General features: G+C 50.3%; 26 protein-coding genes, 3 pseudogenes and 1 other annotated feature. Of the genes and pseudogenes, 20 read left to right on the top strand and 9 right to left on the bottom strand.

The window, feature by feature from the left end:
• Positions 1-161 precede the first annotated feature (161 nt).
• The 5 genes and pseudogenes from F890_RS15650 to F890_RS18675 form a co-directional block, all read left to right on the top strand.
• Positions 162-395, top strand: a complete 234-nt coding sequence (locus tag F890_RS15650; RefSeq protein WP_000281347.1) for a FeoA family protein — start codon at positions 162-164, stop codon at positions 393-395.
• The gene (gene feoB, locus F890_RS15645; protein ID WP_000205686.1) at positions 392-2,239 is read left to right on the top strand and encodes a ferrous iron transport protein B; all 1,848 of its coding nucleotides are present in this window, start codon (positions 392-394) and stop codon (positions 2,237-2,239) included. The genes F890_RS15650 and feoB overlap by 4 nt, the downstream gene beginning before the upstream one ends.
• A 180-nt stretch (positions 2,240-2,419) precedes the next feature.
• A complete protein-coding gene (locus F890_RS15640) occupies positions 2,420-2,791 on the top strand; it encodes an ArsR/SmtB family transcription factor (protein ID WP_000890580.1) in 372 nt (123 codons plus the stop codon).
• Positions 2,792-2,828: 37 nt separating this feature from the next.
• Positions 2,829-3,791, top strand: coding sequence for an arsenic resistance protein (locus tag F890_RS15635; protein WP_000429438.1), 963 nt, complete (start codon positions 2,829-2,831; stop codon positions 3,789-3,791).
• A 16-nt stretch (positions 3,792-3,807) separates the two neighbouring features.
• A pseudogene (locus tag F890_RS18675) lies at positions 3,808-3,924 on the top strand (thioredoxin-disulfide reductase); the annotation flags it as partial.
• Positions 3,925-4,036: 112 nt separating this feature from the next.
• Here the strand turns inward: F890_RS18675 and F890_RS15630 are convergent.
• Complete coding sequence (locus F890_RS15630) at positions 4,037-5,206, bottom strand: transposase (protein ID WP_223292180.1); 1,170 nt, start codon at positions 5,204-5,206, stop codon at positions 4,037-4,039.
• A 51-nt stretch (positions 5,207-5,257) separates the two neighbouring features.
• On the opposite strand from F890_RS15630, the gene F890_RS15620 reads away from it, so the two are divergent.
• A protein-coding gene (locus F890_RS15620) for an IS3-like element ISAba18 family transposase (RefSeq protein WP_085944194.1) occupies positions 5,258-6,477 on the top strand; the annotation gives its coding sequence in 2 pieces (ribosomal slippage) (positions 5,258-5,534 and positions 5,534-6,477; 1,221 coding nt in all).
• Positions 5,533-5,649 (top strand) — a sequence feature (AL1L pseudoknot). It overlaps the preceding gene by 117 nt.
• A gap of 38 nt (positions 6,478-6,515) precedes the next feature.
• Here the strand turns inward: F890_RS15620 and F890_RS19175 are convergent.
• The 3 genes and pseudogenes from F890_RS19175 to F890_RS15610 form a co-directional block, all read right to left on the bottom strand.
• Positions 6,516-6,779, bottom strand: a pseudogene (locus F890_RS19175) (transposase); the annotation flags it as partial.
• Positions 6,772-7,887: a TniQ family protein gene (locus F890_RS15615; RefSeq protein WP_017397630.1), complete on the bottom strand. Its 1,116-nt coding sequence runs from the start codon at positions 7,885-7,887 to the stop codon at positions 6,772-6,774. The pseudogene F890_RS19175 and the gene F890_RS15615, both read right to left, overlap by 8 nt.
• A gap of 26 nt (positions 7,888-7,913) precedes the next feature.
• Positions 7,914-8,726: pseudogene (locus F890_RS15610) on the bottom strand (TniB family NTP-binding protein); the annotation flags it as partial.
• Between the two features lie 42 nt (positions 8,727-8,768).
• Here F890_RS15610 and F890_RS18935 point away from each other — a divergent pair.
• From F890_RS18935 to F890_RS15560, 11 genes are all read left to right on the top strand, one after another.
• On the top strand, positions 8,769-8,945 hold the full coding sequence (locus F890_RS18935; RefSeq protein WP_001131288.1) for a hypothetical protein: 177 nt from the start codon (positions 8,769-8,771) through the stop codon (positions 8,943-8,945).
• 89 nt (positions 8,946-9,034) lie between these two features.
• A complete protein-coding gene (locus F890_RS15605; RefSeq protein WP_000954590.1) occupies positions 9,035-10,237 on the top strand; it encodes a tyrosine-type recombinase/integrase in 1,203 nt (400 codons plus the stop codon).
• Between the two features lie 147 nt (positions 10,238-10,384).
• A complete protein-coding gene (locus F890_RS15600; RefSeq protein ID WP_001179606.1) occupies positions 10,385-10,606 on the top strand; it encodes a helix-turn-helix transcriptional regulator in 222 nt (73 codons plus the stop codon).
• A 4-nt stretch (positions 10,607-10,610) separates the two neighbouring features.
• Positions 10,611-11,438: a helicase RepA family protein gene (locus tag F890_RS15595; RefSeq protein ID WP_001162384.1), complete on the top strand. Its 828-nt coding sequence runs from the start codon at positions 10,611-10,613 to the stop codon at positions 11,436-11,438.
• Positions 11,425-12,306, top strand: coding sequence for a replication protein C, IncQ-type (gene repC / locus F890_RS15590; protein ID WP_000743064.1), 882 nt, complete (start codon positions 11,425-11,427; stop codon positions 12,304-12,306). The genes F890_RS15595 and repC overlap by 14 nt, the downstream gene beginning before the upstream one ends.
• 1,032 nt (positions 12,307-13,338) lie before the next feature.
• Complete coding sequence (locus F890_RS15585) at positions 13,339-13,527, top strand: FitA-like ribbon-helix-helix domain-containing protein (RefSeq protein ID WP_000024442.1); 189 nt, start codon at positions 13,339-13,341, stop codon at positions 13,525-13,527.
• 140 nt (positions 13,528-13,667) lie between these two features.
• Positions 13,668-14,447: a P-type conjugative transfer protein TrbJ gene (gene trbJ / locus F890_RS15580; protein ID WP_000836966.1), complete on the top strand. Its 780-nt coding sequence runs from the start codon at positions 13,668-13,670 to the stop codon at positions 14,445-14,447.
• 12 nt (positions 14,448-14,459) lie between these two features.
• Positions 14,460-14,696, top strand: a complete 237-nt coding sequence (gene trbK / locus F890_RS15575) for an entry exclusion lipoprotein TrbK (protein ID WP_000718002.1) — start codon at positions 14,460-14,462, stop codon at positions 14,694-14,696.
• A 10-nt stretch (positions 14,697-14,706) separates the two neighbouring features.
• Positions 14,707-16,134, top strand: a complete 1,428-nt coding sequence (trbL, locus tag F890_RS15570; RefSeq protein ID WP_001405816.1) for a P-type conjugative transfer protein TrbL — start codon at positions 14,707-14,709, stop codon at positions 16,132-16,134.
• Between the two features lie 4 nt (positions 16,135-16,138).
• Positions 16,139-16,387 (top strand): hypothetical protein, encoded by a 249-nt coding sequence (locus F890_RS15565; protein WP_000213809.1) that lies wholly within the window; start codon positions 16,139-16,141, stop codon positions 16,385-16,387.
• 63 nt (positions 16,388-16,450) lie between these two features.
• On the top strand, positions 16,451-16,675 hold the full coding sequence (locus F890_RS15560) for a type I toxin-antitoxin system ptaRNA1 family toxin (RefSeq protein ID WP_000211355.1): 225 nt from the start codon (positions 16,451-16,453) through the stop codon (positions 16,673-16,675).
• Positions 16,676-16,711: 36 nt separating this feature from the next.
• On the opposite strand, the gene F890_RS15555 is transcribed toward F890_RS15560, so the two are convergent.
• The 5 genes from F890_RS15555 to F890_RS15535 form a co-directional block, all read right to left on the bottom strand.
• Complete coding sequence (locus F890_RS15555; protein WP_000131871.1) at positions 16,712-16,915, bottom strand: hypothetical protein; 204 nt, start codon at positions 16,913-16,915, stop codon at positions 16,712-16,714.
• Between the two features lie 114 nt (positions 16,916-17,029).
• Positions 17,030-18,097, bottom strand: coding sequence for an ACR3 family arsenite efflux transporter (gene arsB / locus F890_RS15550; protein ID WP_001272375.1), 1,068 nt, complete (start codon positions 18,095-18,097; stop codon positions 17,030-17,032).
• On the bottom strand, positions 18,094-18,600 hold the full coding sequence (locus F890_RS15545) for an arsenate reductase ArsC (protein ID WP_005267611.1): 507 nt from the start codon (positions 18,598-18,600) through the stop codon (positions 18,094-18,096). Before F890_RS15545 ends, arsB begins: the two co-directional genes overlap by 4 nt.
• Positions 18,597-19,364, bottom strand: a complete 768-nt coding sequence (gene arsH, locus F890_RS15540) for an arsenical resistance protein ArsH (RefSeq protein ID WP_001239389.1) — start codon at positions 19,362-19,364, stop codon at positions 18,597-18,599. The genes F890_RS15545 and arsH overlap by 4 nt, the downstream gene beginning before the upstream one ends.
• Positions 19,361-19,693, bottom strand: a complete 333-nt coding sequence (locus F890_RS15535) for an ArsR/SmtB family transcription factor (protein WP_000447876.1) — start codon at positions 19,691-19,693, stop codon at positions 19,361-19,363. Before F890_RS15535 ends, arsH begins: the two co-directional genes overlap by 4 nt.
• A gap of 147 nt (positions 19,694-19,840) precedes the next feature.
• Here F890_RS15535 and F890_RS15530 point away from each other — a divergent pair, with 147 nt between their 5' ends.
• From F890_RS15530 to F890_RS15520, 3 genes are all read left to right on the top strand, one after another.
• A complete protein-coding gene (locus F890_RS15530; RefSeq protein ID WP_001366550.1) occupies positions 19,841-20,578 on the top strand; it encodes a recombinase family protein in 738 nt (245 codons plus the stop codon).
• Complete coding sequence (locus F890_RS15525) at positions 20,575-20,799, top strand: hypothetical protein (protein WP_000743213.1); 225 nt, start codon at positions 20,575-20,577, stop codon at positions 20,797-20,799. Before F890_RS15530 ends, F890_RS15525 begins: the two co-directional genes overlap by 4 nt.
• A gap of 210 nt (positions 20,800-21,009) precedes the next feature.
• Positions 21,010-22,503, top strand: coding sequence for an IS91-like element ISCR2 family transposase (locus F890_RS15520; RefSeq protein ID WP_001120888.1), 1,494 nt, complete (start codon positions 21,010-21,012; stop codon positions 22,501-22,503).
• Positions 22,504-22,569: the final 66 nt, after the last annotated feature.

The raw sequence follows: 22,569 nt of genomic DNA, 5'->3' as shown, positions 1-22,569 counted from the left end.
CAAGGTCTTAGCTAATAATATAAATTAGCTCATTTGATACTTTTCAAACTTAATCTCCGTCGATATAAATCAATTAATATCAATATCTTGAAGATAGGAAATGCATAATCAGTGTTCGTTTCAAGAATCATTAGCATTATTATTTAAGGTTTAGCTATCCTATGTACTTATCTGATTTAAACGCACAACAAAGGGCTATCGTAACGAAAGTTCAAGCTTCTTTAATCTTATCAAATCGTCTAGAAACATTAGGTTTTATTCCACAAGCAGAAGTTCGTGTCATTACTAAAGGAATCTTTGGTGGTGACCCTATTCTCGTTCAAATTGGATTTACTCGTTTTGCTTTAAGAAAGTCAGAAGCTAAATGTATTTATGTTGAAGGACTTAATTCATGACAACCGACCTGAGAATTGCCTTAGTTGGTAATCCAAATTGTGGTAAAACTTCATTATTTAACCATTTAACTGGTACACGTCAAAAAGTTGCAAATTATGCTGGTGTAACAGTTGAGAAAAAAGTTGGGCATTTTACACTTCCCTCATCCAATAAAGTACGAATACTTGATCTTCCTGGTACATATAGTTTATCTGCAACAAGCCCAGATGAAGCAATTACTCGTGATGTTTGCAACGGTCTTACAGAAGAGGCACAACAAGATGCTTTCATTTGTGTCGTAGATGCTACAAATCTAAAACTTCATTTAGGATTAGTTTTAGAAGTACTGGCTCTAGGCCGTCCCGTATTAGTTGTTTTAAACATGATGGATGAAGCTCGTCGTCGAGGCATTCAGATTAATATCGAAAAATTATCTCAGCATTTGGGTGTTCCTGTGGTTGAAACAGTTGCTGTCAAAAGCTCAGGTTTAACCCAATTGATAGATGCCCTAGATAAGGAAGTCTTTCACACCCCTCATACTGATTTCACTGCCAAGATTGATTCCCCACAAAAACATATTGAATATGTCCTAGCAACCACGATTACAGATCAAGGTAAAGTTGATACCCGAACAGAGTTTCTAGATAAGATTTTACTTCATCCTATTGCTGGACTTCTTATTCTAGCAATCACTATGTTTATCGTATTCCAAGCCGTATTTGCTTGGGCAAATCCATTCATTGAGATGCTTGAGAATCTATTTAGTTTTATTGGTGAATTTCTCGGAAGTATCATCACCCAACCCCTTTTAAATAGTCTTGTCGTTGATGGCATTATCGGAGGAGTGGGAAGTATTATTGTTTATTTACCCCAGATTCTGATTTTGTTCTTCTTTATCTTTGTACTAGAAGAGTCAGGCTATCTTCCCCGTGCCTCCTTTTTATTAGATAAGCTTATGGTAAGTGCAGGTTTAAGTGGTCGAGCATTTATTCCTCTTCTTTCCAGTTTTGCCTGTGCAATCCCTGGCATTATGGCAACAAGAACTATCACTGATCGTACCGACCGTATTGCGACGATCATGGTTGCTCCCCTCATGACGTGCTCAGCACGACTACCTGTTTATGCCTTATTGATCGCAGCGTTCATCCCAAATCAAACTGTTGCAGGTATTTTTAACTTGCAGGGAGTTGTACTATTTGGACTCTATATTGCAGGAATTGTCAGTGCATTGGTTGTGTCACTGGTGATGAAACTGTTTAGAAAGAATAAGGAAAATAGCTTATTCCTAATGGAACTACCTGCTTATCGAATGCCTAACTGGCGTAGTGTTTTCCTTGGGGTTTATGAACGTGCCTGGATATTCATCAGACGTGTGGGCGGAATCATCTTTGCACTAACCATTCTTCTTTGGTTTCTGTGTACATTTCCAACACCTCCAGAAAACGCCACGTTACCAGCGATAGATTATAGTTTTGCAGGCATGCTTGGACATCTTCTACAACCAATATTCGCACCAATCGGTTTCAACTGGCAAATTACTATTGCGCTGATACCTGGACTTGCTGCCCGTGAAGTGGTTGTTGCTGCCCTAGGTACAGTTTATGCGCTCTCTGGCAGTGAAGATGCTCAGGCAGAAACACTGGTCAACTTGATCACAGCCGATGGTACAGGCTGGTCACTAGCGACAGGCTTATCTTTACTGGTGTGGTTTATCTATGCACCCAACTGTTTGGCAACTTTAGCCACCATACGAAGAGAAACTGGCTCTATGCGAACGGTGACAATTATGGTGGTCTATATGTTTGCCCTTGCATACTTAATGGCCTTTTTCACTTATCAACTAGCTTCCTATTACTGGGGCTAAGATGGAGAAAGAAAGCCAGCTTTCTCCTGATTAATTGAATCATTTTGACTCATAGTTTACGAACAGTGGATCATTATATAGAAGATATAATAGACGCTTGTTAGCCCGTATGTTGAGTAAACTTGCAGCAATGCTTGTGACGTCCTACAATCTTTTAAAGACGAGAATACTGGAAATTCAATGTTAGAAAAAAACGCCTTAAGTGCCTTTGCGGCTTTATCTCAAGAAACACGCTTACGAATTGTGCGTTTACTTGTGGTCGCTGGTGCTGAAGGCATGGCTTCAGGACAAATTGCTGAGGCACTAGATGGCGCAGCACCATCAAGAATTTCTTTTCATTTAAGTCATTTGGAAAATGCAGGGCTGATCTACAGTCGCCGAGAGGGTCGGCAAATTATCTATTGTGCAATTTGGTCTACTCTAGCAGATCTCGTTGCATTCCTGATGCATGACTGTTGCCAAGGGCATTGTGAATATTGCGACAAAGCAATTGAGTTGTTTGCTAAATGTACAGGTGAACCGACCGAGGGTTATATCAAAATAGGAGAATAGTTTTCTGTCCTCTCCATATACCTGAGCAAACACACCTATGGAAAATCTACGCAGCTTACTTGAAGACCATCAAGTCAAGATCTACTTTATTACGATATTTATTGGAACCATTTTTGGGCTAACTATAAGTGGGGTAAGTAGTTTAGAAAGTGCAATTAATCCAGCATTGGCATTAATGTTATTTGCCACTTTTTTACAGGTACCCATTGCTGAAATAGGTAAAGCATTTAAGAACCTAAAATTCATTTCTGCTTTATTAATTACCAACTTTATTGCCTTACCTGCTATCACCGCAGGCCTAATCCAGTTTCTACCTGAAAATCCATTGATTCGGCTGGCTGTTTTATTTGTACTCTTAGCTCCTTGCATTGATTATGTGATTACCTTTACACATGTGGGAAAAGGTAATGCGAGGTTACTGCTTGCAATGACACCAATATTATTACTTATTCAAATGATTCTGCTTCCAGTCTACCTTGGAACATTATTAGGTGATGAGGTATCACAGCTTGTCGAAATGGAACCATTTTTACATGCTTTCATTTGGTTTATTATTGTACCCCTGACACTTGCAGGCATTGTTCAGTTTATTAGCAATAAAAGTGAATCATTGGCTACGCTTTCCGCACCTTTAAATTTACTGCCTGTACCCGCTACAGCACTTGTTCTGTTTATTGTGCTTGCATCAGTGACGCCTCAAATTGGACTCGCTCAGAGTGCTGCTCTTCAGGCTTTACCAATTTACATCGCCTTTGCCATTATTGCTCCCTTTATAGGCTGGGCTATCGCATCCTTGTTCAAACTGGAGTCTAGTTCTGCAAGAGCTGTATCTTTTTCAGCATCATATCGAAATTCTTTGGTTATCCTACCATTAGCTCTAGTAGTACCTGGAAGTATGCCTATTATCCCTGCTGTAATTCTAACGCAAACAATTGTTGAACTTTGTTTTCTACCAATTTATACACGATTGATTCCCAGAATGTTTCCATCTAAAGATTAGTAATCACTTTCCATTTATACAACTTGGTGATCAATTAACAACGACCACTGAAGTAGGTAACTGGCTGGGCGACCCAGAAGGTTTAACTGCTCCTGCACTTATGGAGCAAATGCAAGCCCATGCTGAACGCTTTAGATACCGATCAATTGAGCAATTAAAATACACGTTTAACTGTTTGAAATTTACATAAAATTTGTCCAGCTTATTAAATAGGCTGGGCTTCTCTTTTAATTCTTTTCAATCAATTATTGGTTGTTTGGCAGCCAATATGATTGCTCATTAAATCTTACAGCAAAACCATTATTTACCTCTGTAATCATTTCAACTTTAACTTTTAAAGAATCAATGTAAGAAAGTTGATGGAAATACCTAAGACCATTTCTAACCCATCCGATCAATTCTTCACGGTTACTTAGATCAGTTTGAGCTAATGCAACAATCGCCTTTTCTAATTTTTGTTTCTGCTTAATCCTTAAAAAATCAGACTTTTTCAACTTTAAATAATCAATGGAAGTGCCATAATTCTCATTTAGAAAATTAATGAATCCCGTAAGCGCAGCAGCTTGTCCCGAATAGTCAGCCAAATACGCCTTGATATGTTCCAAATTTGGTAATTGGGTACTTTCTGACCCGATTGACAGCATCAACGCAACAGCAGGCTTTACTGCCAACCGAGCTGAACGTATTGAGGTATCGCCTCGTTTGATTTTTTCTTCTAATTTATTCTTGTATCCAAATACAACATCATACGCCAAAGATGGTTGTAAAATACTTTGCACAAGCTTTTCCATCTGATCTCGTTCTGAACAACCTTTTTTGTTATCCGTATCTACTTGAATGCCATGCATCTCTTCAAGCCATTGCATCACCAATTCAAATTTTCTAAGCCCACTGCTTCGTAATACTGCTAACAACTGCATTGGTGTAGGTACGGATTGGTTCCAATTCACTTCTGTTTTCAAAAAGAAATGGGTATGTTTATTTATATATAACGTAGCTTTATGCGATCCGACTTTCTTTTCTAACCAGTCTATATAGCTCTCATACTGCTGTTTTAAGTAAGTAAACTCAAATGCATTCTGATTTTGATCAAATTTATTCCATAAGCTTTTATGCCAATAGCAATCAGCACAGAGATCAGCACAACCTGCTGCAATCATACGATGACATGACATACAAGATTTCTGAGGATTATCTCTACATTTTTTACAGGCTTTTTGTCCTGATGCATCAGATTCCAGTAAACGATGTTTCTGACACAATGGACAAGTTTCGTAATCTCTTGTCGAACATTTGGGACATACCCGTAGATCGTCATTAAATCGTGAAATTCGAGTCAATTTTTGTGATGGTGTACCACATCGCTCACAAGGCTCAATAGGTCTAAAATACACGGAACAACTATTACAGACCACATGAACCGTACCGGGTTTGTCGGAGAGTCAATATTCTGAGAGACTATTCCGATGACAAAATTAAAATATACCCCTGAAATCAGAGAAAGAGCGGTTCAACTTGTGATTGAATCCGAAAAAGATTATCCATCGAACTGGGCAGCAGTTTCCGCAATTGCTCCTAAAATTGGTTGTACTCCTGAAACGCTGCGTGTTTGGTATCAAAAATATTTAGATCAACAAAACCCAATCAAAGTACAACAATTTTCAGATCAAGAGCGTATTAAACAACTCGAACGTGAAAATAAAGAACTGCAACGCGCTAACGAAATTCTACGCAAAGCAGCCGCTTTTTTCGCCCAGGCGGAGCTCGACCGCCCATACAAATAATGGTGGATTTCATTCATAACAATAAAGCGTTATACGGTGTTGATGCGATTTGTAGAATATTACCCATCGCAGCATCAACCTATTACCGGACTTTAGATCTCGTTAATAATCCAGAATTTCGAGCGAAACGTGCTCTGCATGATTTACATCATGCAGAGCAAATTAAACGTATTTGGAAGGAAAGTTTAGGCCGATATGGCATACGTAAAGTATGGCAACAACTGAGACGTGAAGGCTATGTGATCGCACGTTGCACAGTAGTTCGCTTGATGCGAAAGCTAAACATACAAGGTGTTTGGCGTGGTAAGAATAAACAAACCACCCGTAGCCGAGATGATCAAAAACGAGCAGATGATTTAGTGAAACGTAATTTTAAAGCTGATCACCCTAATCACTTGTGGGTTGCTGACTTCACCTATATTCAAACCAATTCAGGCTGGGTGTATACCGCATTTATTATTGATGTGTTCTCACGAGCAATTGTTGGGTGGAAGGTATCGACACGCATGAATACGGATATGGTGCTCGATGCATTGGAGCAAGCATTGCATGATCGAGGTATGCCAAAGAATGTTATTCATCATTCTGACAGAGGGGTTCAATATCTCTCCATTCGCTATACTAATCGTTTAGAAGCAGCAAATTTAAGAGCATCAGTCGGTACAACTGGTGATTCTTACGATAATGCTTTGGCTGAAACGGTGAATGGCTTATACAAAACTGAGGTGATTGAATATTTAAAAGCAGATTGGCAGGGTTTAGCTGATGTACAACTTGCCACATTGAATTGGGTGGATTGGTTCAATAAAAAGCGTATACACAGTGCACTTGGTTATGTATCACCTTTTGATTTTGAAGCAATGTACTATGATAAGATTAACCCGTTAGGTCAGGTGGCCTAACTTAAATAAAAAAGTCTCCGACAAACTCGGTACGGTTCAACACCATACTCGGTCAGCTTACCAATCGGCTTATTACTCTGATTACATCGAATACAGGGCTGTTTCTTAATACATTCATTACAAATAGCTTGTTCATCATCCCTAGGGAGCCGAGCAAAGTCACCACAGCCTGAACATATGCGTCTTTTAAAGATACGAGCATAACAAGTCGAACAATATTTCTTGCCTTTATATCTTTTTTTTATGAATGAAACAGCCTGATTGCATCCATGACAGTCATGCTCAGTAACATTTTCAGTCAATAAGCCTAGCTCCACTATTATTGCTTCTCCTTAATAAATTTAACCATTGACGTTGTACACTGGCTTTGGATTTCGGCTTGGTAACAGTTATTGCTGCACGAGAGACGGGATAACGTCTTGTAGGCTTAATCATTAAATCTTTCATCTGTTGAAGCTGAACAGGCAACTTCTTACGCTTATCCCAAAAGTTTGCATGACTGATTCCGTACTCATTTGAACGCTGTACCAATAAGTCGCATGGAATATCCATAATCTGATCCAATATTGAAAGCAAAACTATTCGCTCCTGAGTATTCAGATATTCAAATGCTAATGGGGTAACTGGATGTGAAAGATGTAAATTTACATCAAAACTTTCAAACAATTGAATCACATTTTTATTGGATGTATTGATCAAAAATCTAATCTCACTGAGCCATACACGAGCAATTTCAAACCATTCTTGAGAGGTAATAATTGATTGATTATAAAAGCCAACTTTTTGTTTTAAAACCTGATCCGCTTTATTTTGGAAGTTTAAAGAGTTTAAATTGATATTTTGGCTTTGCTTACAATGCCTTAAGTCAAAACCACATGCTGTACAGATCGCCAAGCAACCATGTTCCAAATCAGTTTTAAATGCTTGGAGCGTCACACCGCATTCAGGGCAATGATCGATTAAACTTACCTGATGCCGATCACAACTACAATGCCATCCCATGCGCCACATTAAACGAAAATAAGGCGGATTTTCACGACTTTTTAAGCATTCAACACACACTTGCCGACCTGAGGTATTTGAACGGTTTCGTGTGCCCAAGGACAAAACCCAAGGGATAGTTTGCTTTGGATCATAATTTGGCTGTATCTCAGAAACAAAGCTACTCAACATCGATTGCTGTATATTCTGCCTTGTCTCAATACTATGAGATAACAGAGCATCAAACTTTTCTGCATCTACTCCTTTGTCTAAATCAATCGTTAAAGCTCTCCATTTCCCCCATAAGGCCTCAACGAGAACCATAGGTGAGCAACCTACATCTAAGGCGGATCGAATCAACCACGATGAGAATATTTCGTCCTGTTGAATCGGAGTTCTGATATACCACCGTGGTTCAGATTGACTCATCTTCCCCCCCCATAAACAATTTAAAGCTAAAGTACGCTGAGATTTATATTTCTAATATTTCTTAAACCTTCAGTCGGTTTAAGCCATTTAAACTTATGGACAATGTCATATGTAATTTCTTCTTCACCTTGTAAAATGGCTTCTTTGGCACACTCGACCAGTAATCGGTTTAAATCCCCCAAATTTCCGCCTGATACTTCAAAAATCAACGTGGCAATCTCTTTAGATGCAAGATTAGACTGTTTTTTTAACGGCAATAGTCGAACATAGCTCATTAATAATCTTAAAAAATCTTGGTTGAGTTCCCATTTTGGTAAATTCACCACATCAAAACGACTGGCATATTGCGAATCAGTATGCAGTATGGTGATTGCTTCACGAGTACCAACACCAATGACATTCAGACTCAATTCATTGCTGAGATTCTTGAGCGTATTCATGACTTCAGGAAGCAATTTGGCTGAACCTGTTAAACAATTATGAATTTCATCAATAATCAGCATTTTTGTCTCATACTTACGCATCAAGTGTACTGCTTGATTTCGTAATTTTGCTTCAGGATCACTTGCCCGAAATGGCACAAAGAAGTGATTTAAAATATTAATATAGAGTTCTTTAACATTAGCTTTTGCAGGAGCAAGTATTGGCAAAACAGGCTTGGTCACGGACAATAAATCCATGTCGGCATCACTCACGGTTTTTGTATAATACTGTCTAGCAAACTCATGAATGATGGTTGTTTTGCCCATATTTGAGTCACCAACTATCAACAAGCATTCGGGTCTTAATTTCCTAGGGCGATTCAAAATATCGGTCAATGTATTCATGATGGTAATGGAATGATTCCGCGTCTGGCACAGCCAGGCACCTGATGGCATGAAATGCCGCTAAGCCCGCGTAATTGCGGGCTTTTTTTTGTTTGTGTTTGGCACGATCTGGCAACGGGAGGAAGCGCCAAGCACCGTTTGAGCATGGCATTAAAGCTGGTATTATGGTTTGGCGATGCCATGATTGATGCCGATACCATGCTGCGTTCTTTTGTGTGTTCATGGTATTAATATTCTATAAGTTACTGTTTCGTAAGAAAAAATACGATAAATTCGAGATTTTTTCAGCATGGTATCGGAGACGAAGAAGGACAAGGTACATGCTGACCGATACCAAGCTGCGCAATCTCAAGCCCAGGGACAAACTCTACAAAGTGAATGACCGGGAAGGTCTCTATGTGGCAGTGACTCCAGCCGGCTCCATCTCGTTCCGTTACAACTACTCAATCAACGGTCGGCAGGAGACCATCACCTTTGGGCGTTATGGTGTCGGTGGCATCACCCTGGCCGAAGCCCGCGAGCTGTTGGGTGACGCCAAGAAGATGGTTGCGGCGGGCAAGTCGCCGGCCAAGGAGAAAGCCCGAGACAAGGCGCGGGTGAAAGATGCAGAGACGTTCGGTGCCTGGGCGGAGAAGTGGCTGCGTGGCTACCAGATGGCCGACTCCACCCGCGATATGCGCCGCTCGGTTTATGAGCGTGAGCTGAAGCCGAAATTCAGCAATCAGAAGCTGGTGGAGATCACCCACGAAGACTTGCGGGCGCTGGCTGATGCCATTGTTGAGCGAGGCGCACCGGCCACCGCCGTTCATGTGCGTGAAATCGTGTTGCAGGTATTTCGCTGGGCCATCGAGCGTGGGCAGAAGGTCGAAAACCCGGCAGAACTGGTGCGCCCAACAAGCATCGCTCGATTCGAGCCACGTGACCGAGCGTTGACGCCAGAAGAAATTGGGCTGATGTACCAGTACATGGAGCGAGTGGGCACAAGCCCAACAAACCGTGCGGCGGCCAAGCTGTTATTGCTGACGATGGTGCGCAAGAGCGAGCTGACCAATGCGACCTGGAGCGAGATCAATTTCAGCGAAGCGTTGTGGACGATTCCAAAGGAGCGGATGAAACGCCGTAACCCGCACCTGGTATTTCTGTCCCAGCAGGCTCTGGATATTTTCATTGCCATGAAAACCTTTGCCGGTGGTTCCGACTTCGTTTTGCCATCACGGTACGACTCGGATGCGCCGATGAGCGCTGCCACACTTAACCAGGTGCTGACGCTGACTTACAAGGCGGCGCAGAAAGATGGGAAGTCACTTACCAAGTTCGGACCGCATGATTTGCGGCGCACAGCCAGCACGCTGTTGCATGAGGCCGGCTACAACACCGACTGGATCGAGAAGTGCCTGGCGCACGAGCAGAAGGGCGTGAGGGCTGTCTACAACAAGGCTGAGTACCGCGAGCAGCGGGCGGCGATGTTGCAGGATTGGGCCGATATGATTGATGAGTGGACTTCGGGAGGCAGTAAGGGTTGATGTTTTTGCTATCTTTGATAGCATTGAAGTTGATGCCGTGAATTTATAAATAAGGCCGCCATTGGCATCGGGCAGGTCAATTACCGATTAGCTGCTTCGCGCAGCTACTCGATGAATAGCAACTATTCATTTGAGAGGTATTGACCCATGCAAAATATAAAGACCCTCATCAACAGGAAGAAGCTCCTGGAGATGATCCCGCTTTCGACACGAACAATTTATAACCTGGAGCAGCGAGGGGATTTTCCACGCCGTATCGCGTTAACCAGTAGAAATGTCGCCTGGGATTTGTCAGAGGTCGAAGAGTGGATTGAGGCACGTAAATCATCGGGTGATCAAGCTGCGCGACCTGGCCCTATAGAGGGCTAGTTATATGGCTCTTGATCTTATGGCGGCTTTCACGGAATTGCCGCCACCCATTGATTATGTTCTGCCTAATATGGTTGCTGGCACTGTTGGTGCTCTTGTGTCGCCTGGTGGGGCTGGTAAATCCATGTTGGCCCTTCAATTGGCTGCACAGATTGCAGGCGGGCCTGATTTACTTGAAATAGGCGAGTTTCCCACCGGGCAAGTGGTCTATCTGCCTGCTGAAGATCCACCGGCCGCTATTCACCATCGTCTGCACGCCCTTGGGGCACACCTCAGCGCAGCGGAACGGCAAGCCGTGGCTGATGGTTTGCTCATTGAACCCTTGATCGGTAAATGCCCAAACATCATGGCTGCTAGCTGGTTCGATGCTCTCAAACGAGCCGCTGAAGGTCGTCGCTTGATGATCTTGGACACTTTGCGGCGCTTCCACATTGAGGAGGAGAACGCTAGCGGGCCGATGGCGCAGGTTGTTGGGCACATGGAGGCCATAGCCGCTGATACAGGCTGCTCCATTGTGTTTCTGCACCACGCGAGTAAAAGCGCAGCCATGATGGGGTCGGGCGATCAACAGCAGGCCAGTCGTGGATCGTCCGTACTGGTTGATAACATCCGTTGGCAATCGTACCTATCCGGCATGACGCAAGGCGAGGCCGAGATACTGGGGGTCGATGATTGTCAGCGTGGGTATTTTGTCCGCTTTGGCGTCAGCAAGGCCAACTATGGCGCACCTTTTCAAGAACTCTGGTTTAGACGGCACGACGGCGGCGTGTTGAAGCCTGCTGTACTGGAGCGGCAGTGCAAGGTGAAAAGGAGACAGCGTGAAGAAGCCTAAGCATGACCTGACCCACGTCCGACATGATCCCGCGCACTGTTTGGCACCTGGCCTGTTCCGCAGCCTCAAGCGTGGCGATCGCAAACGCTGCAAGCTGGACGTGACCTACACCTTTGGCGAGGACGAATCCATGCGTTTCGTCGGATTCGAACCTCTCGGGGCCGATGATATGCGTCTTTTGCAAGGCATCGTGGCCCTTGGCGGCCCGAACGGCATCTTGCTAACCCCGGAACCGACCAGTGAGACGGGGCGACAGCTACGGCTATTCCTTGAACCCCGTTTCGAAGCCATTGAGCAAGACGGCTTGGTGGTTCGTGAGAGCCTGACCAAACTGCTCTCAGAAACGGGCATGACGGATAGCGGCGACAACATCAAGGCGCTCAAAGCCAGCCTGCTGCGCATGTCGAACGTCACCATCCTTGTGACGAAGGGACGGCGGCAAGCCGCGTTCCACCTGATGAGTCATGCTTTTGACGAGACGGACGGCAGGCTATGGGTTGCCCTGAATCCGCGTATTGCCGAAGCGATCCTGGGGCATCGTCCATATGCCCGTATCGACATGGCGGAAGTGCGGGTGCTACAGACTGATCCGGCACGGCTGATGCACCAACGGCTATGCGGCTGGATCGACCCCGGCAAATCCGGGCGCGTGGAACTGGACACGCTTTGCGGCTATGTCTGGCCAGATGAAGCCAATGCCGAAGCTATGAAAAAACGCCGTCAGACTGCCCGGAAGGCACTGGCCGAACTTGCCGCCGTGGGTTGGGTAGTGAACGAATACGCCAAGGGAAAATGGGAGATCAAGAGGCCTGGCCCCACGGCAACTGCACCCGTTTACCGTCGTAACGTTCCCTTGTTACCGTCGTAACGCTCCCCTTCTGCCGTCGTAACGTTCCCCGTCCCAATTTGGAAAACCCAGACGGTGCGCTGCTTTGCGGGCAGTTTGGGAAATCCATCCAAGATTATCTAAAGATAATCCATCATGCGCGGTGCAGCTCGCGCCTTGAGGGCGCGTTCTGACCTTGCCAATAAAGCCCTGGCGGGCTTTATCAATCGGCCATAGGCCGATGGTTTAACGCCAAGAAGAGAAGGCGGCTTCAGTGGCCGCTGAAACGCCTTGTGAGAGGGGAAAACAACCCGGAGTCCCTTATTCCATGAGCTGAAGCAGAATCTGCGTCTAACGGTGCTGGAGGGCCGCTGTGTGCACTTGTAGTTATCTGTACTGAAACCTTGGCTCGAAACGTGAAATGGCTAAGCAGTGCCCATTCGTTCGGTAAGAATAATAAGAAGATTATTATTCTTATTATTACCAAGCAGGAATGAGCCGTGTGTGTTGGACGCCCATAACCAGTAACCTGCGTGAAGGTGTCAACATCAGGAAAGGTTGCCCCTCAAGTATCAATACGTCGCCTTAGTGGTATGACGGGAGGGGAGGCAAATTTCTTGTGTTCATTGACACTTGAGGGGCGGGTTATGCCCTTCTTTTTTGGCGTCCAACTCGCCCCATCGGGGCGAATGGTTTGTGTCGATTGTTGGCATTTTAGGTTCCGATTTAAAGCCGATTGAGCAGCGATTTTGAAGCGACTATGTCGATTGCAGGCCGATTTGGTGACGATTACGGTTATGTTGCCAAGAATCGGTGTTTGTTTGACGATAAAACGCTTTACGTTCGATATGCGCTAGATTTTCAATAGTGGGTGAAATGCGGGCAGGATGGGTGAAGTTAGCTAACCGGCAAGCCGGTTATCTATCTTCACTGTCCCTTATTCGCGCCGGGGGCACTCAACGGGAATCCTGCCCTGCGGGGCTGATCGGCTACCGCCGGTTGCAAGAGTATAGGTCTTGCTATTTTTAATATCTTTGATAGCATGGTTGTCGGGTACACCAAAAGGGTATTGATATGGCAAATGTGCTTATCAGGAATTTACCCGCCGAGGTGCACCGTGCGTTGAAAGTTCGAGCAGCGCTCAACGATAGGAGCACCGACGCGGAAATACGCGAAATACTGACGGCGGCAGTACAGCCGCTAGAGCTTGAAGAGATTGGCCGGGAAGTTGGCTTGTCCGAAAGCGATAAAAAAACAGAGTAGTTTTACGTTTGTAAGTCCGGGCCTCAGCGCCAAGGGCAATACCGATCAGCTAGTGGCGTAGCTCTTCGATGAAACGTTGCCGAGAACAAGCACAACGCTTGGTCAAGGCAATGCCTTCTTTTCATCGACGGAGTACGACCATGAAGTCCAAAATTTTAGCGGCTAAAAAAACCGCTCTAGCCGTTGCACTCGCAACCGGCTTTATCACCACTACCACCGCCCCTGTGCAAGCTGGTATCCCCGTCATCGACGGCGGCAACCTGGCCCAGAACATCATGACGGCCATCGAGTCGGTGGCGCAGACGCTCAAGCAGATTGAGCAGTACCAGACCCAGTTGCAGCAGTACGAAAATCAGCTCCAGAACACGATGGCCCCAGCCGCGTATATCTGGGATCAGGCGCAGACTACGATCAACCGGCTGATTGCCGCGCAAAACACGCTGGCCTATTACGAGAACCAGCTAGGCAGCCTGGATCGTTACCTGGCCAAGTTTCAGGACGTGGCCTATTACCGCAGCTCGCCATGCTTCAACGGCAGCGGCGGATGCACGCCGGCCGAAAAGGCAGCGATGGAAGAGAACCGCCGCCTGGCGTCAGAGTCGCAAAAGAAGGCCAACGATGCCCTGTTCCAGACCGTTGCCGACCAGCAAAAGGCTTTGAAGGATGACGCCCGTACCCTGGAGCGGCTGCAAGGCGCGGCCCAGGGTGCAACTGGCCAGCTACAGGCCATCGGCTACGCCAACCAGCTCGCCAGCCAGCAGGCCAATCAGCTCTTGCAGATTCGCACCATGTTGACCGCCCAACACAACGCGGAGGCAGCCCGGATTGCAGCAGAACTCGATGCCGAGGCGCGAGGTGATGCCAGGGCCGAGCAAATGCGTACCTGGACGTTTCGCCCGAGTCCGGCAGACAACTACTAGGGAGGCGGTGAGATGAAAAAAATCTTTTTTACTACCGCGGCTACGTTGCTGTTGTTGGCTGGATGTGAACAGGAAAGGATGCCCGAACCAAATGCGGCGACGTGTGCCCCCGATGCGTTCCAGGCAGCACTGAATGAAATGCGCAGCGAAGCGAACCGAGAGGCCTTTACCGAGGAATGCAGAGCATTCCAGAAGGCCAAGCAGATGCGTCAGTGGGAGTTCAAGCCCAGCCCTAAAGATGATTATTGAGGTGGTCGCCATGAGAAAGAAAATTGCTCTAGGTGGCTTGATGATGGTCGCCACAATGGTGCTGGCTGAACCTGCAATGGCGCAGGAGCTAAGTAGCAGCGGTGTTATGAATGATGTGCTCAAGCGTTTTCATGATGCTGCCGCAACATGGGGGCCAGCTATTGAGTCCGCTGCATCGCGTTTGTTCTGGACGCTGGTTGTGATTTCGATGGTCTGGACATTCGGCATGATGGCTTTGCGCAAGGCCGACATTGGCGAGTTCTTCGCGGAGTTCGTTCGCTTCACGATCTTCACCGGCTTTTTCTGGTGGTTGCTGACGAATGCGAACCAGGGCATGAATATCGCCGGTACGATTGTTCAGTCATTGCAAACTCTGGGCGCGCAGGCGGGGGGACTTTCCAATAGCAATCTTGGGCCCTCCAGCATCCTTGATCTTGGTTTCGAGTTATACAACCGCACAGTACAGGCCACCTCGGAGCTGGGATGGCGGCAGATGGCAACTGCTCTGGTCATGGAGCTAATGGCCCTGGCTGTTTTGTTTGTCCTGGCGTTGATTGCGGTCAACCTGTTGCTGTTGCTCGCATCAGCCTGGATTCTGTTGTATGCCGGTGTGTTCTTCCTTGGCTTTGGTGGAAGTCGTTGGACTTCCGACATGGCGATCAATTACTACAAGACCGTGCTGGGCCTGGCCGCACAGCTTATGGCAATGGTGCTTCTGGTTGCGATTGGCAAAGAGTTCATCAATCACTACTACACGCAAATCAGCGAGAACATGGCATCCCAGGAACTGGCCGTGATGTTGGTTATATCGGTCATCTTGCTTTTCTTGGTCAACAAAGTTCCGCCGATGATTTCTGGTCTTGTGTCTGGTGGTGGTATTGGCGCAGCCGGTGGAATTGGAAACTTCGGTGCGGGTGCGGCAGTTGGGGCGGCGGTGACGGCGGCCAGTATGGCAACTGGCGGCGCTGCCCTGGCAGGTAAAGCGGTTATGGGTGCCGCAGCCGGTGCAGCCGGAGGTGCAAGTGCACTCCAAGCGGCTTTTCAGAAAGCATCAGCGAGTATGGAAACCGGCGGTGACATGTCCAGCATGGGGTCAGTTGTCAGCAGTGGCGGAAACGGTGGTGGTGAAGCGGGTACTGCTGGCAGTAGCCCATTCGCCCAAGCGGCTGGCTTTGGTGACAGCGGCAGTAGCTCAAGCGGTGGCGGCTTTGCCAAGGCCGCGAAGCTGGCCACAGGCACGGCCTCCGAGTTAGCCAAGGGTGTCGGCTCTCAAGTGAAGCAGGGATTCCAGGAGCGAGTGAGCGAAACCACAGGCGGAAAACTGGCTGCTTCGATACGCGAAAGCATGGAGCCGAAAGAAGCAAGCCAATCTGGCCAGTTCGAGGGCAATAGCTTGGGCGCCGATTCTGGCCCAGATAGTAACGAAGTCAGGAGTTAGCACGATGACGACATCAACATACATGGCCGCATTGGCGGCCCTGGATGAAGCGCCAAGGGAAGAAGTCAGCCAGGTATTTATTTCGCCGCTGGGTGATCAATCGACCGAGGTCGATGCAGAGACAGAAACAGCCGCTTTTGTATCACGGCCAGACCCTATGAGAGAGAGCGAAACTAAGCCGATAAGTATTGAGGTTAATGGCGGCAGGAATGAGCGGTCAGCATTCGCGGAGGCGGCGGGGCTGTACCTGTAGGCGCACCGGGCTGGCCACAACCAGCCCGGCACTTTCAATCAACACCTACTGGAGAGGTGAATTATGACAACACAACATATTATCGAACCAGGGCAAGCAGTGCATCAAGCAGCGGCTATTCTTTCTTCTTTGGAGTACATCAACCAAGCGGAAGCGCGGAGCCTTGGGCCATTGGCCGAAGCCGTCGCTAATGCTTTTATGGTGGTGTACTACCAAGCTGAAACGGGCCGGGCGACACAGGCTGATTTTCAAGAAGCAATGAACGCCTTGCGCCAAGCGTGCAGCTAATGACGAAAGGGCGGCCACTCGAACTGGCCGCCTTTTTCAATCTTCACTGTTTGGCCATTCCCGACCCACAGACGGCGCATCCATCCATTCGCGTTCCTCCGGCGGCAGCGGGTAAGCCCCGGATGCTTCCGCGTCGGCCAGTAGTTCGGCCAGTGTGTAGCGCACCCGACCAGTGGAAACGGCGCGGGCCGGGTCGGCCTTCTCATGCAGCCTGTTCTCTAGGTTCTTTGGGTCTGTCATCGGGCGACCTCAGCAAGCATGGATACTAGGTGTTCCAGGTCAGTGATCGAATGCGCCAGGAAGCGGCCGGCGCGGCAATCTGCAATCATTTCCTCAGTTTTTTCCTACTCATGTTCAACCTCGTTCGTACCAGCTCTTCGAGCGATTCACCACGCGCACGACCAGCAGCATCACCGGCACTTCGACCAGGACGCCGACCACGGTTGCCAATGCAGCGCCGGAGTGCAGACCGAACAAGCTGATGGCGGCCGCCACGGCCAGCTCGAAGAAGTTGCTGGCACCGATCAGGGCCGAAGGACAGGCGACAGAGTGCTTTTCCCCCGCCCGCTTGTTCAGCCAGTAGGCTAACCCGGAATTGAAGAACACTTGAATCAAGATCGGCACGGCTAGCATGGCGATCACTAACGGCTGCCGGATGATGGCCTCGCCCTGGAAGGCGAACAGTAGAACCAACGTCAGCAGCAGCGCGGCCATCGACCACGGCCCGATCTTCTGCATGGCCCGTTCAAAGGCGGCCTGTCCTTGCTTGAGCAGATGCCGCCGCAAGAGCTGCGCCAGGATCACCGGCACGATGATGTAGAGCACGACCGAAATCAGCAGCGTGTCCCAAGGCACCGAGATCGAGGACATGCCCAGCAGCAGGCCGACGATGGGCGCGAAGGCCACGATCATGATGGCGTCGTTCAGAGCCACTTGCGAGAGCGTGAAAAGCGGGTCGCCGTTGGTAAGGCGGCTCCACACGAACACCATTGCCGTGCAGGGCGCGGCGGCCAGCAAGATCAAGCCCGCGATGTAGCTGTCCAGTTGATCGGCCGGCAGGAACGGAGCGAACACTTGTCGGATGAACAGCCACCCCAGCAGGGCCATCGAGAATGGCTTGACGGCCCAATTCACGAACAGCGTGACGCCGATGCCGCGCCAATGCTCTTTGACCTGGTGCAGCGCCCCGAAGTCGATCTTGACCAGCATCGGGACGATCATTACCCAAATCAGCAGGCCCACCGGCAAATTGACCTGGGCCACTTCCATGCGGCCTATGGCCTGGAACACGTCAGGAAGGCCCTGGCCGAGCGCAACACCGGCGACGATGCACAGGGCCACCCACAGCGTCAGGTAACGCTCGAAGCCGCTCATCGGGGCCTGGCGCGGCTTCGCGGCGATGGCCTGTGCGCCGGCGCTCATGCTTCCTGCTCGGTCTTGCCGATGTTCGCCAGCTCGCGCTTGATGGCCGTCTGGTCAAGCATTTTGAGAGGCAGATTCACGAACAGGCGGACGCGGTTCATCATGTGCCGGAAGGTTTGTTCTAAGGCCCGGCGCTTCTCGGCGTCAGTGCCTTCGACGGCGGCCGGGTCTTCAAATCCCCAATGCGCCGAGATCGGCTGACCAGGCCACACCGGACACATTTCGCCGGCGGCGTTGTCGCAGACGGTGATGATGAAGTCCATCTTCGGTGCGTCGGGCGTGGCGTACTCGTCCCAGCTCTTGCTGCGCAGATTCTCGGTCGGGTAATTCACCGACTCCACCTTTTCGACGGCGAAGGGATTGACCTTGCCGGTTGGGTGACTGCCGGCGCTGTAGGCGCGGAAGCGCCCTTGCCCCATCGTGTTGATGAGAGCTTCGGCCATGATGCTGCGCGCCGAATTGCCGGTGCAGAGGATGAGGACGTTATAGATTCTTTCGGTCATGATGTTTCGCTTTCTGGTAGTGGCTGGGGAGCAATGGCGATGGATGAAAGATCGGTGGCCTCGTCGATGACGTGGCCGGCCGCTTTCCGTTCGGAATAGCGGTCTGTCAGTGCTTCACGGTGCGGCCGTACCAGCGCCGTGAAGCGCACCAGTTCTTCCATCACATCGGCTATTCGGTCGTAGTACGGCGAGGGCTTCATGCGGCCCGCCGCGTCGAACTCTTGGAACGCTTTGGCGATACTCGACTGGTTCGGAATGGTGAACATTCGCATCCAGCGGCCGAGCAGACGCAAGGTGTTCACGGCGTTGAAGCTCTGCGAGCCGCCGGATACCTGCATCACGGCCAGGGTGCGGCCTTGGGTCGGCCGGATGCCGGCCATTTCAAGCGGCAGATGGTCAATCTGCGCCTTCATGACACTGGTAATCTGACCGTGGCGTTCCGGGCTGCACCAGACTTGTCCCTCTGACCACTCGGACAGGGCGCGCAGCTCCTTGACGGCCGGGTGATCGTCGCTTTGCACTTGATCGGGCAACGGCAAATCGGACGGGTCGAAGATGCGTGTTTCTGCGCCAAAGAATTGCAGCAGCCGGGCCGCTTCCTCGACGGCCAGCCGTGAGAACGAGCGGGCGCGCAGCGAGCCATACAGCAGCAGGATACGCACCGGCGGGGCGTCGGGTGCCAGCCCGAGCGCCGGGCGCTCGATGGCAAAGGATTTGTCCAAAGCGGGCAAAGAATCGGGGTCGGAAAGATGGCGAAGTCTCATGCCAACACCTTCCCGGCTTCCGTGGTGCAAGACAGGTTGCACACCTGGCCGCCGCAGCAGTTTTCCGTGAGAAAGGCCACCAGGTTAGTGGCCGTCGAAAAGTTCGCCTCGTAGATCACAAATCGGCCTTCTTGCCGCGACGTGACCATGCCGGCGTGTGCCAGCTCTTTCAGGTGGAAGGATAGCGAAGACGGCGGGATGCCGGCCGCTTCGCTGATTTTTCCGGCGGCCATGCCGGCGGGGCCGGCCTGGACGAGAAGCCGGAACACCGCGAGGCGCGATTCTTGAGCGATGGCCGCCAGGGCGGCTACAGCATTTATCGTTTCCATGTTTCAATAATAGTCGAAATATGGAGTGTGCTCAATAGCTCATTTAAGCTGTAAAAATGAGCTAGGCGCATTTAGATCGATATGTGATAAATTGGCCTGCCAGTTTAAGATGGGTGCATTTGAGTATGCCCAAAGGAGCCCGCAAGTATGCGCAGGACGAAGCCAGTAGCCGCGCCGATGGTGGCGCGGGTCTATCTGCGCGTCAGCACCGACGCGCAGGACTTGGAACGCCAAGAGGCGATCACTACGGCCGCGAAGGCCGCCGGCTACTACGTCGCCGGCATCTACCGTGAGAAGGCATCCGGCGCACGCGCCGACCGGCCTGAGCTGCTGCGCATGATCGGCGACCTACAGCCCGGCGAGGTGGTCATTGCCGAGAAGATCGACCGCATCAGCCGCCTACCTTTGCCCGAGGCCGAGCGCCTGGTGGCCTCGATACAGGCCAAAGGCGCACGCCTGGCCGTCCCTGGCGTGGTCGATCTATCCGACCTGGCGGCCGAGGCCCAGGGCGTCGCCAAGATCGTGCTGGAAGCCGTGCAGATCATGCTTTTTCGCCTGGCCTTGCAGATGGCCCGCGACGACTACGAGGACAGGCGCGAACGCCAGCGCCAAGGCATTGAGTTGGCCCGCCAGGCCGGGCGGTACAAGGGCCGCCGTGCTGATCCGAAGCGCCGCGCCCAAGTTGTCGCGCTGCGCAAGTCCGGCTACAGCATCAACAAGACCGCCGAGCTGGCCGGGTACAGTGCGGCCCAGGTGAAACGGATATGGGCCGAGGTCAGCCAGGCCGAAGCGAAGCAGCACGGCGCGTTCGTGGAGGACGCATTGACGGAAGCCGATGCCCTGGCCGCTGTCGGCCAGGATGAGCGCCAGGAGGAAAGGGCATGAAGAAGCCGAACCAAGACGACGAGCCGTTTTTCATCACCGAGGAGATTGCGGCCGAAATGATCGCCGGCGGCTATGAGTTCGAGCTGCCGCCCATTCCTTGCACCATCCGCCTACGCGACGTGCTGGAGCGCATGACCGATGCTGAGCTAGCATTGCAGCCGGGCGAGATCGCCGACCAGGAGCGTGAACGCTGCCGGCGCAAGCCGTGTTCAACCTCATGATCTGGTCATGGTATTTTTCATGGCACTGAGCCTGATAGTTCTTGCAAATTGTTGTCACTAAAGGGTTTTGTGTGCTTGTTTACAATCGAGTGGGAGTGACGGGCACTGGCTGGCAATGTCTAGCAACGGCAGGCATTTCGGCTGAGGGTAAAAGAACTTTCCGCTAAGCGATAGACTGTATGTAAACACAGTATTGCAAGGACGCGGAACATGCCTCATGTGGCGGCCAGGACGGCCAGCCGGGATCGGGATACTGGTCGTTACCAGAGCCACCGACCCGAGCAAACCCTTCTCTATCAGATCGTTGACGAGTATTACCCGGCATTCGCTGCGCTTATGGCAGAGCAGGGAAAGGAATTGCCGGGCTATGTGCAACGGGAATTTGAAGAATTTCTCCAATGCGGGCGGCTGGAGCATGGCTTTCTACGGGTTCGCTGCGAGTCTTGCCACGCCGAGCACCTGGTCGCTTTCAGCTGTAAGCGTCGCGGTTTCTGCCCGAGCTGTGGGGCGCGGCGGATGGCCGAAAGTGCCGCCTTGCTGGTTGATGAAGTACTGCCTGAACAACCCATGCGTCAGTGGGTGTTGAGCTTCCCGTTTCAGCTGCGTTTCCTGTTTGCCAGCCGGCCCGAGATCATGGGGTGGGTGCTGGGCATCGTTTACCGCGTCATTGCCACGCACCTGGTCAAGAAAGCGGGCCATACCCACCAAGTGGCCAAGACGGGCGCGGTCACCCTGATCCAGCGTTTTGGATCGGCGCTCAATCTGAATGTTCACTTCCACATGCTGTTTCTCGACGGTGTGTATGTCGAGCAATCCCACGGCTCAGCGCGTTTCCGCTGGGTCAAGGCGCCGACCAGCCCAGAGCTCACCCAGCTGACGCACACCATCGCCCACCGGGTGGGTCGCTATCTGGAACGGCAAGGCCTGCTGGAACGGGATGTCGAAAACAGCTATCTGGCCTCGGATGCGGTGGATGACGACCCGATGACACCCCTGCTGGGGCACTCGATCACTTACCGTATCGCTGTCGGTTCACAGGCGGGGCGAAAGGTGTTCACTTTGCAAACTCTGCCGACCAGTGGTGATCCGTTCGGTGACGGGATTGGCAAGGTAGCCGGGTCCAGCCTGCACGCCGGCGTGGCGGCCAGGGCCGATGAACGCAAGAAGCTCGAACGGCTGTGCCGGTACATCAGCCGCCCGGCGGTATCCGAGAAGCGGCTGTCGTTAACACGAGGCGGCAACGTGCGCTACCAGCTCAAGACGCCGTACCGGGACGGCACCACGCACGTCATTTTCGAACCATTGGATTTCATTGCAAGGCTGGCCGCCCTGGTACCGAAGCCCAGAGTCAACCTAACCCGCTTCCACGGGGTGTTCGCACCCAACAGTCGGCACCGGGCGTTGGTCACGCCGGCAAAACGGGGCAGGGGCAACAAGGTCAGGGTGGCTGATGAACCGGCAACACCAGCACAACGGCGAGCGTCGATGACATGGGCGCAACGGCTCAAGCGTGTTTTCAATATCGACATCGAGACCTGCAGCGGCTGCGGCGGCGCCATGAAAGTCATCGCCTGCATTGAAGACCCTATAGTGATCAAGCAGATCCTTGATCACCTGAAGCACAAAGCCGAAACCAGCGGGACCAGGGCGTTACCCGAAAGCCGGGCGCCACCGGCTGAGCTGCTCCTGGGTCTGTTTGACTGACGAGCCTGAAGGCCAACGATACCAATCAAAATGCTGCGTTCACAGCGCCGCGGCAGGGATCCGCCG

This window comes from Acinetobacter sp. CIP 64.7 (assembly GCF_000369745.1).
Classification (GTDB): domain Bacteria; phylum Pseudomonadota; class Gammaproteobacteria; order Pseudomonadales; family Moraxellaceae; genus Acinetobacter; species Acinetobacter fasciculus.
This window is presented reverse-complemented; position numbering and strand designations above follow the sequence as displayed.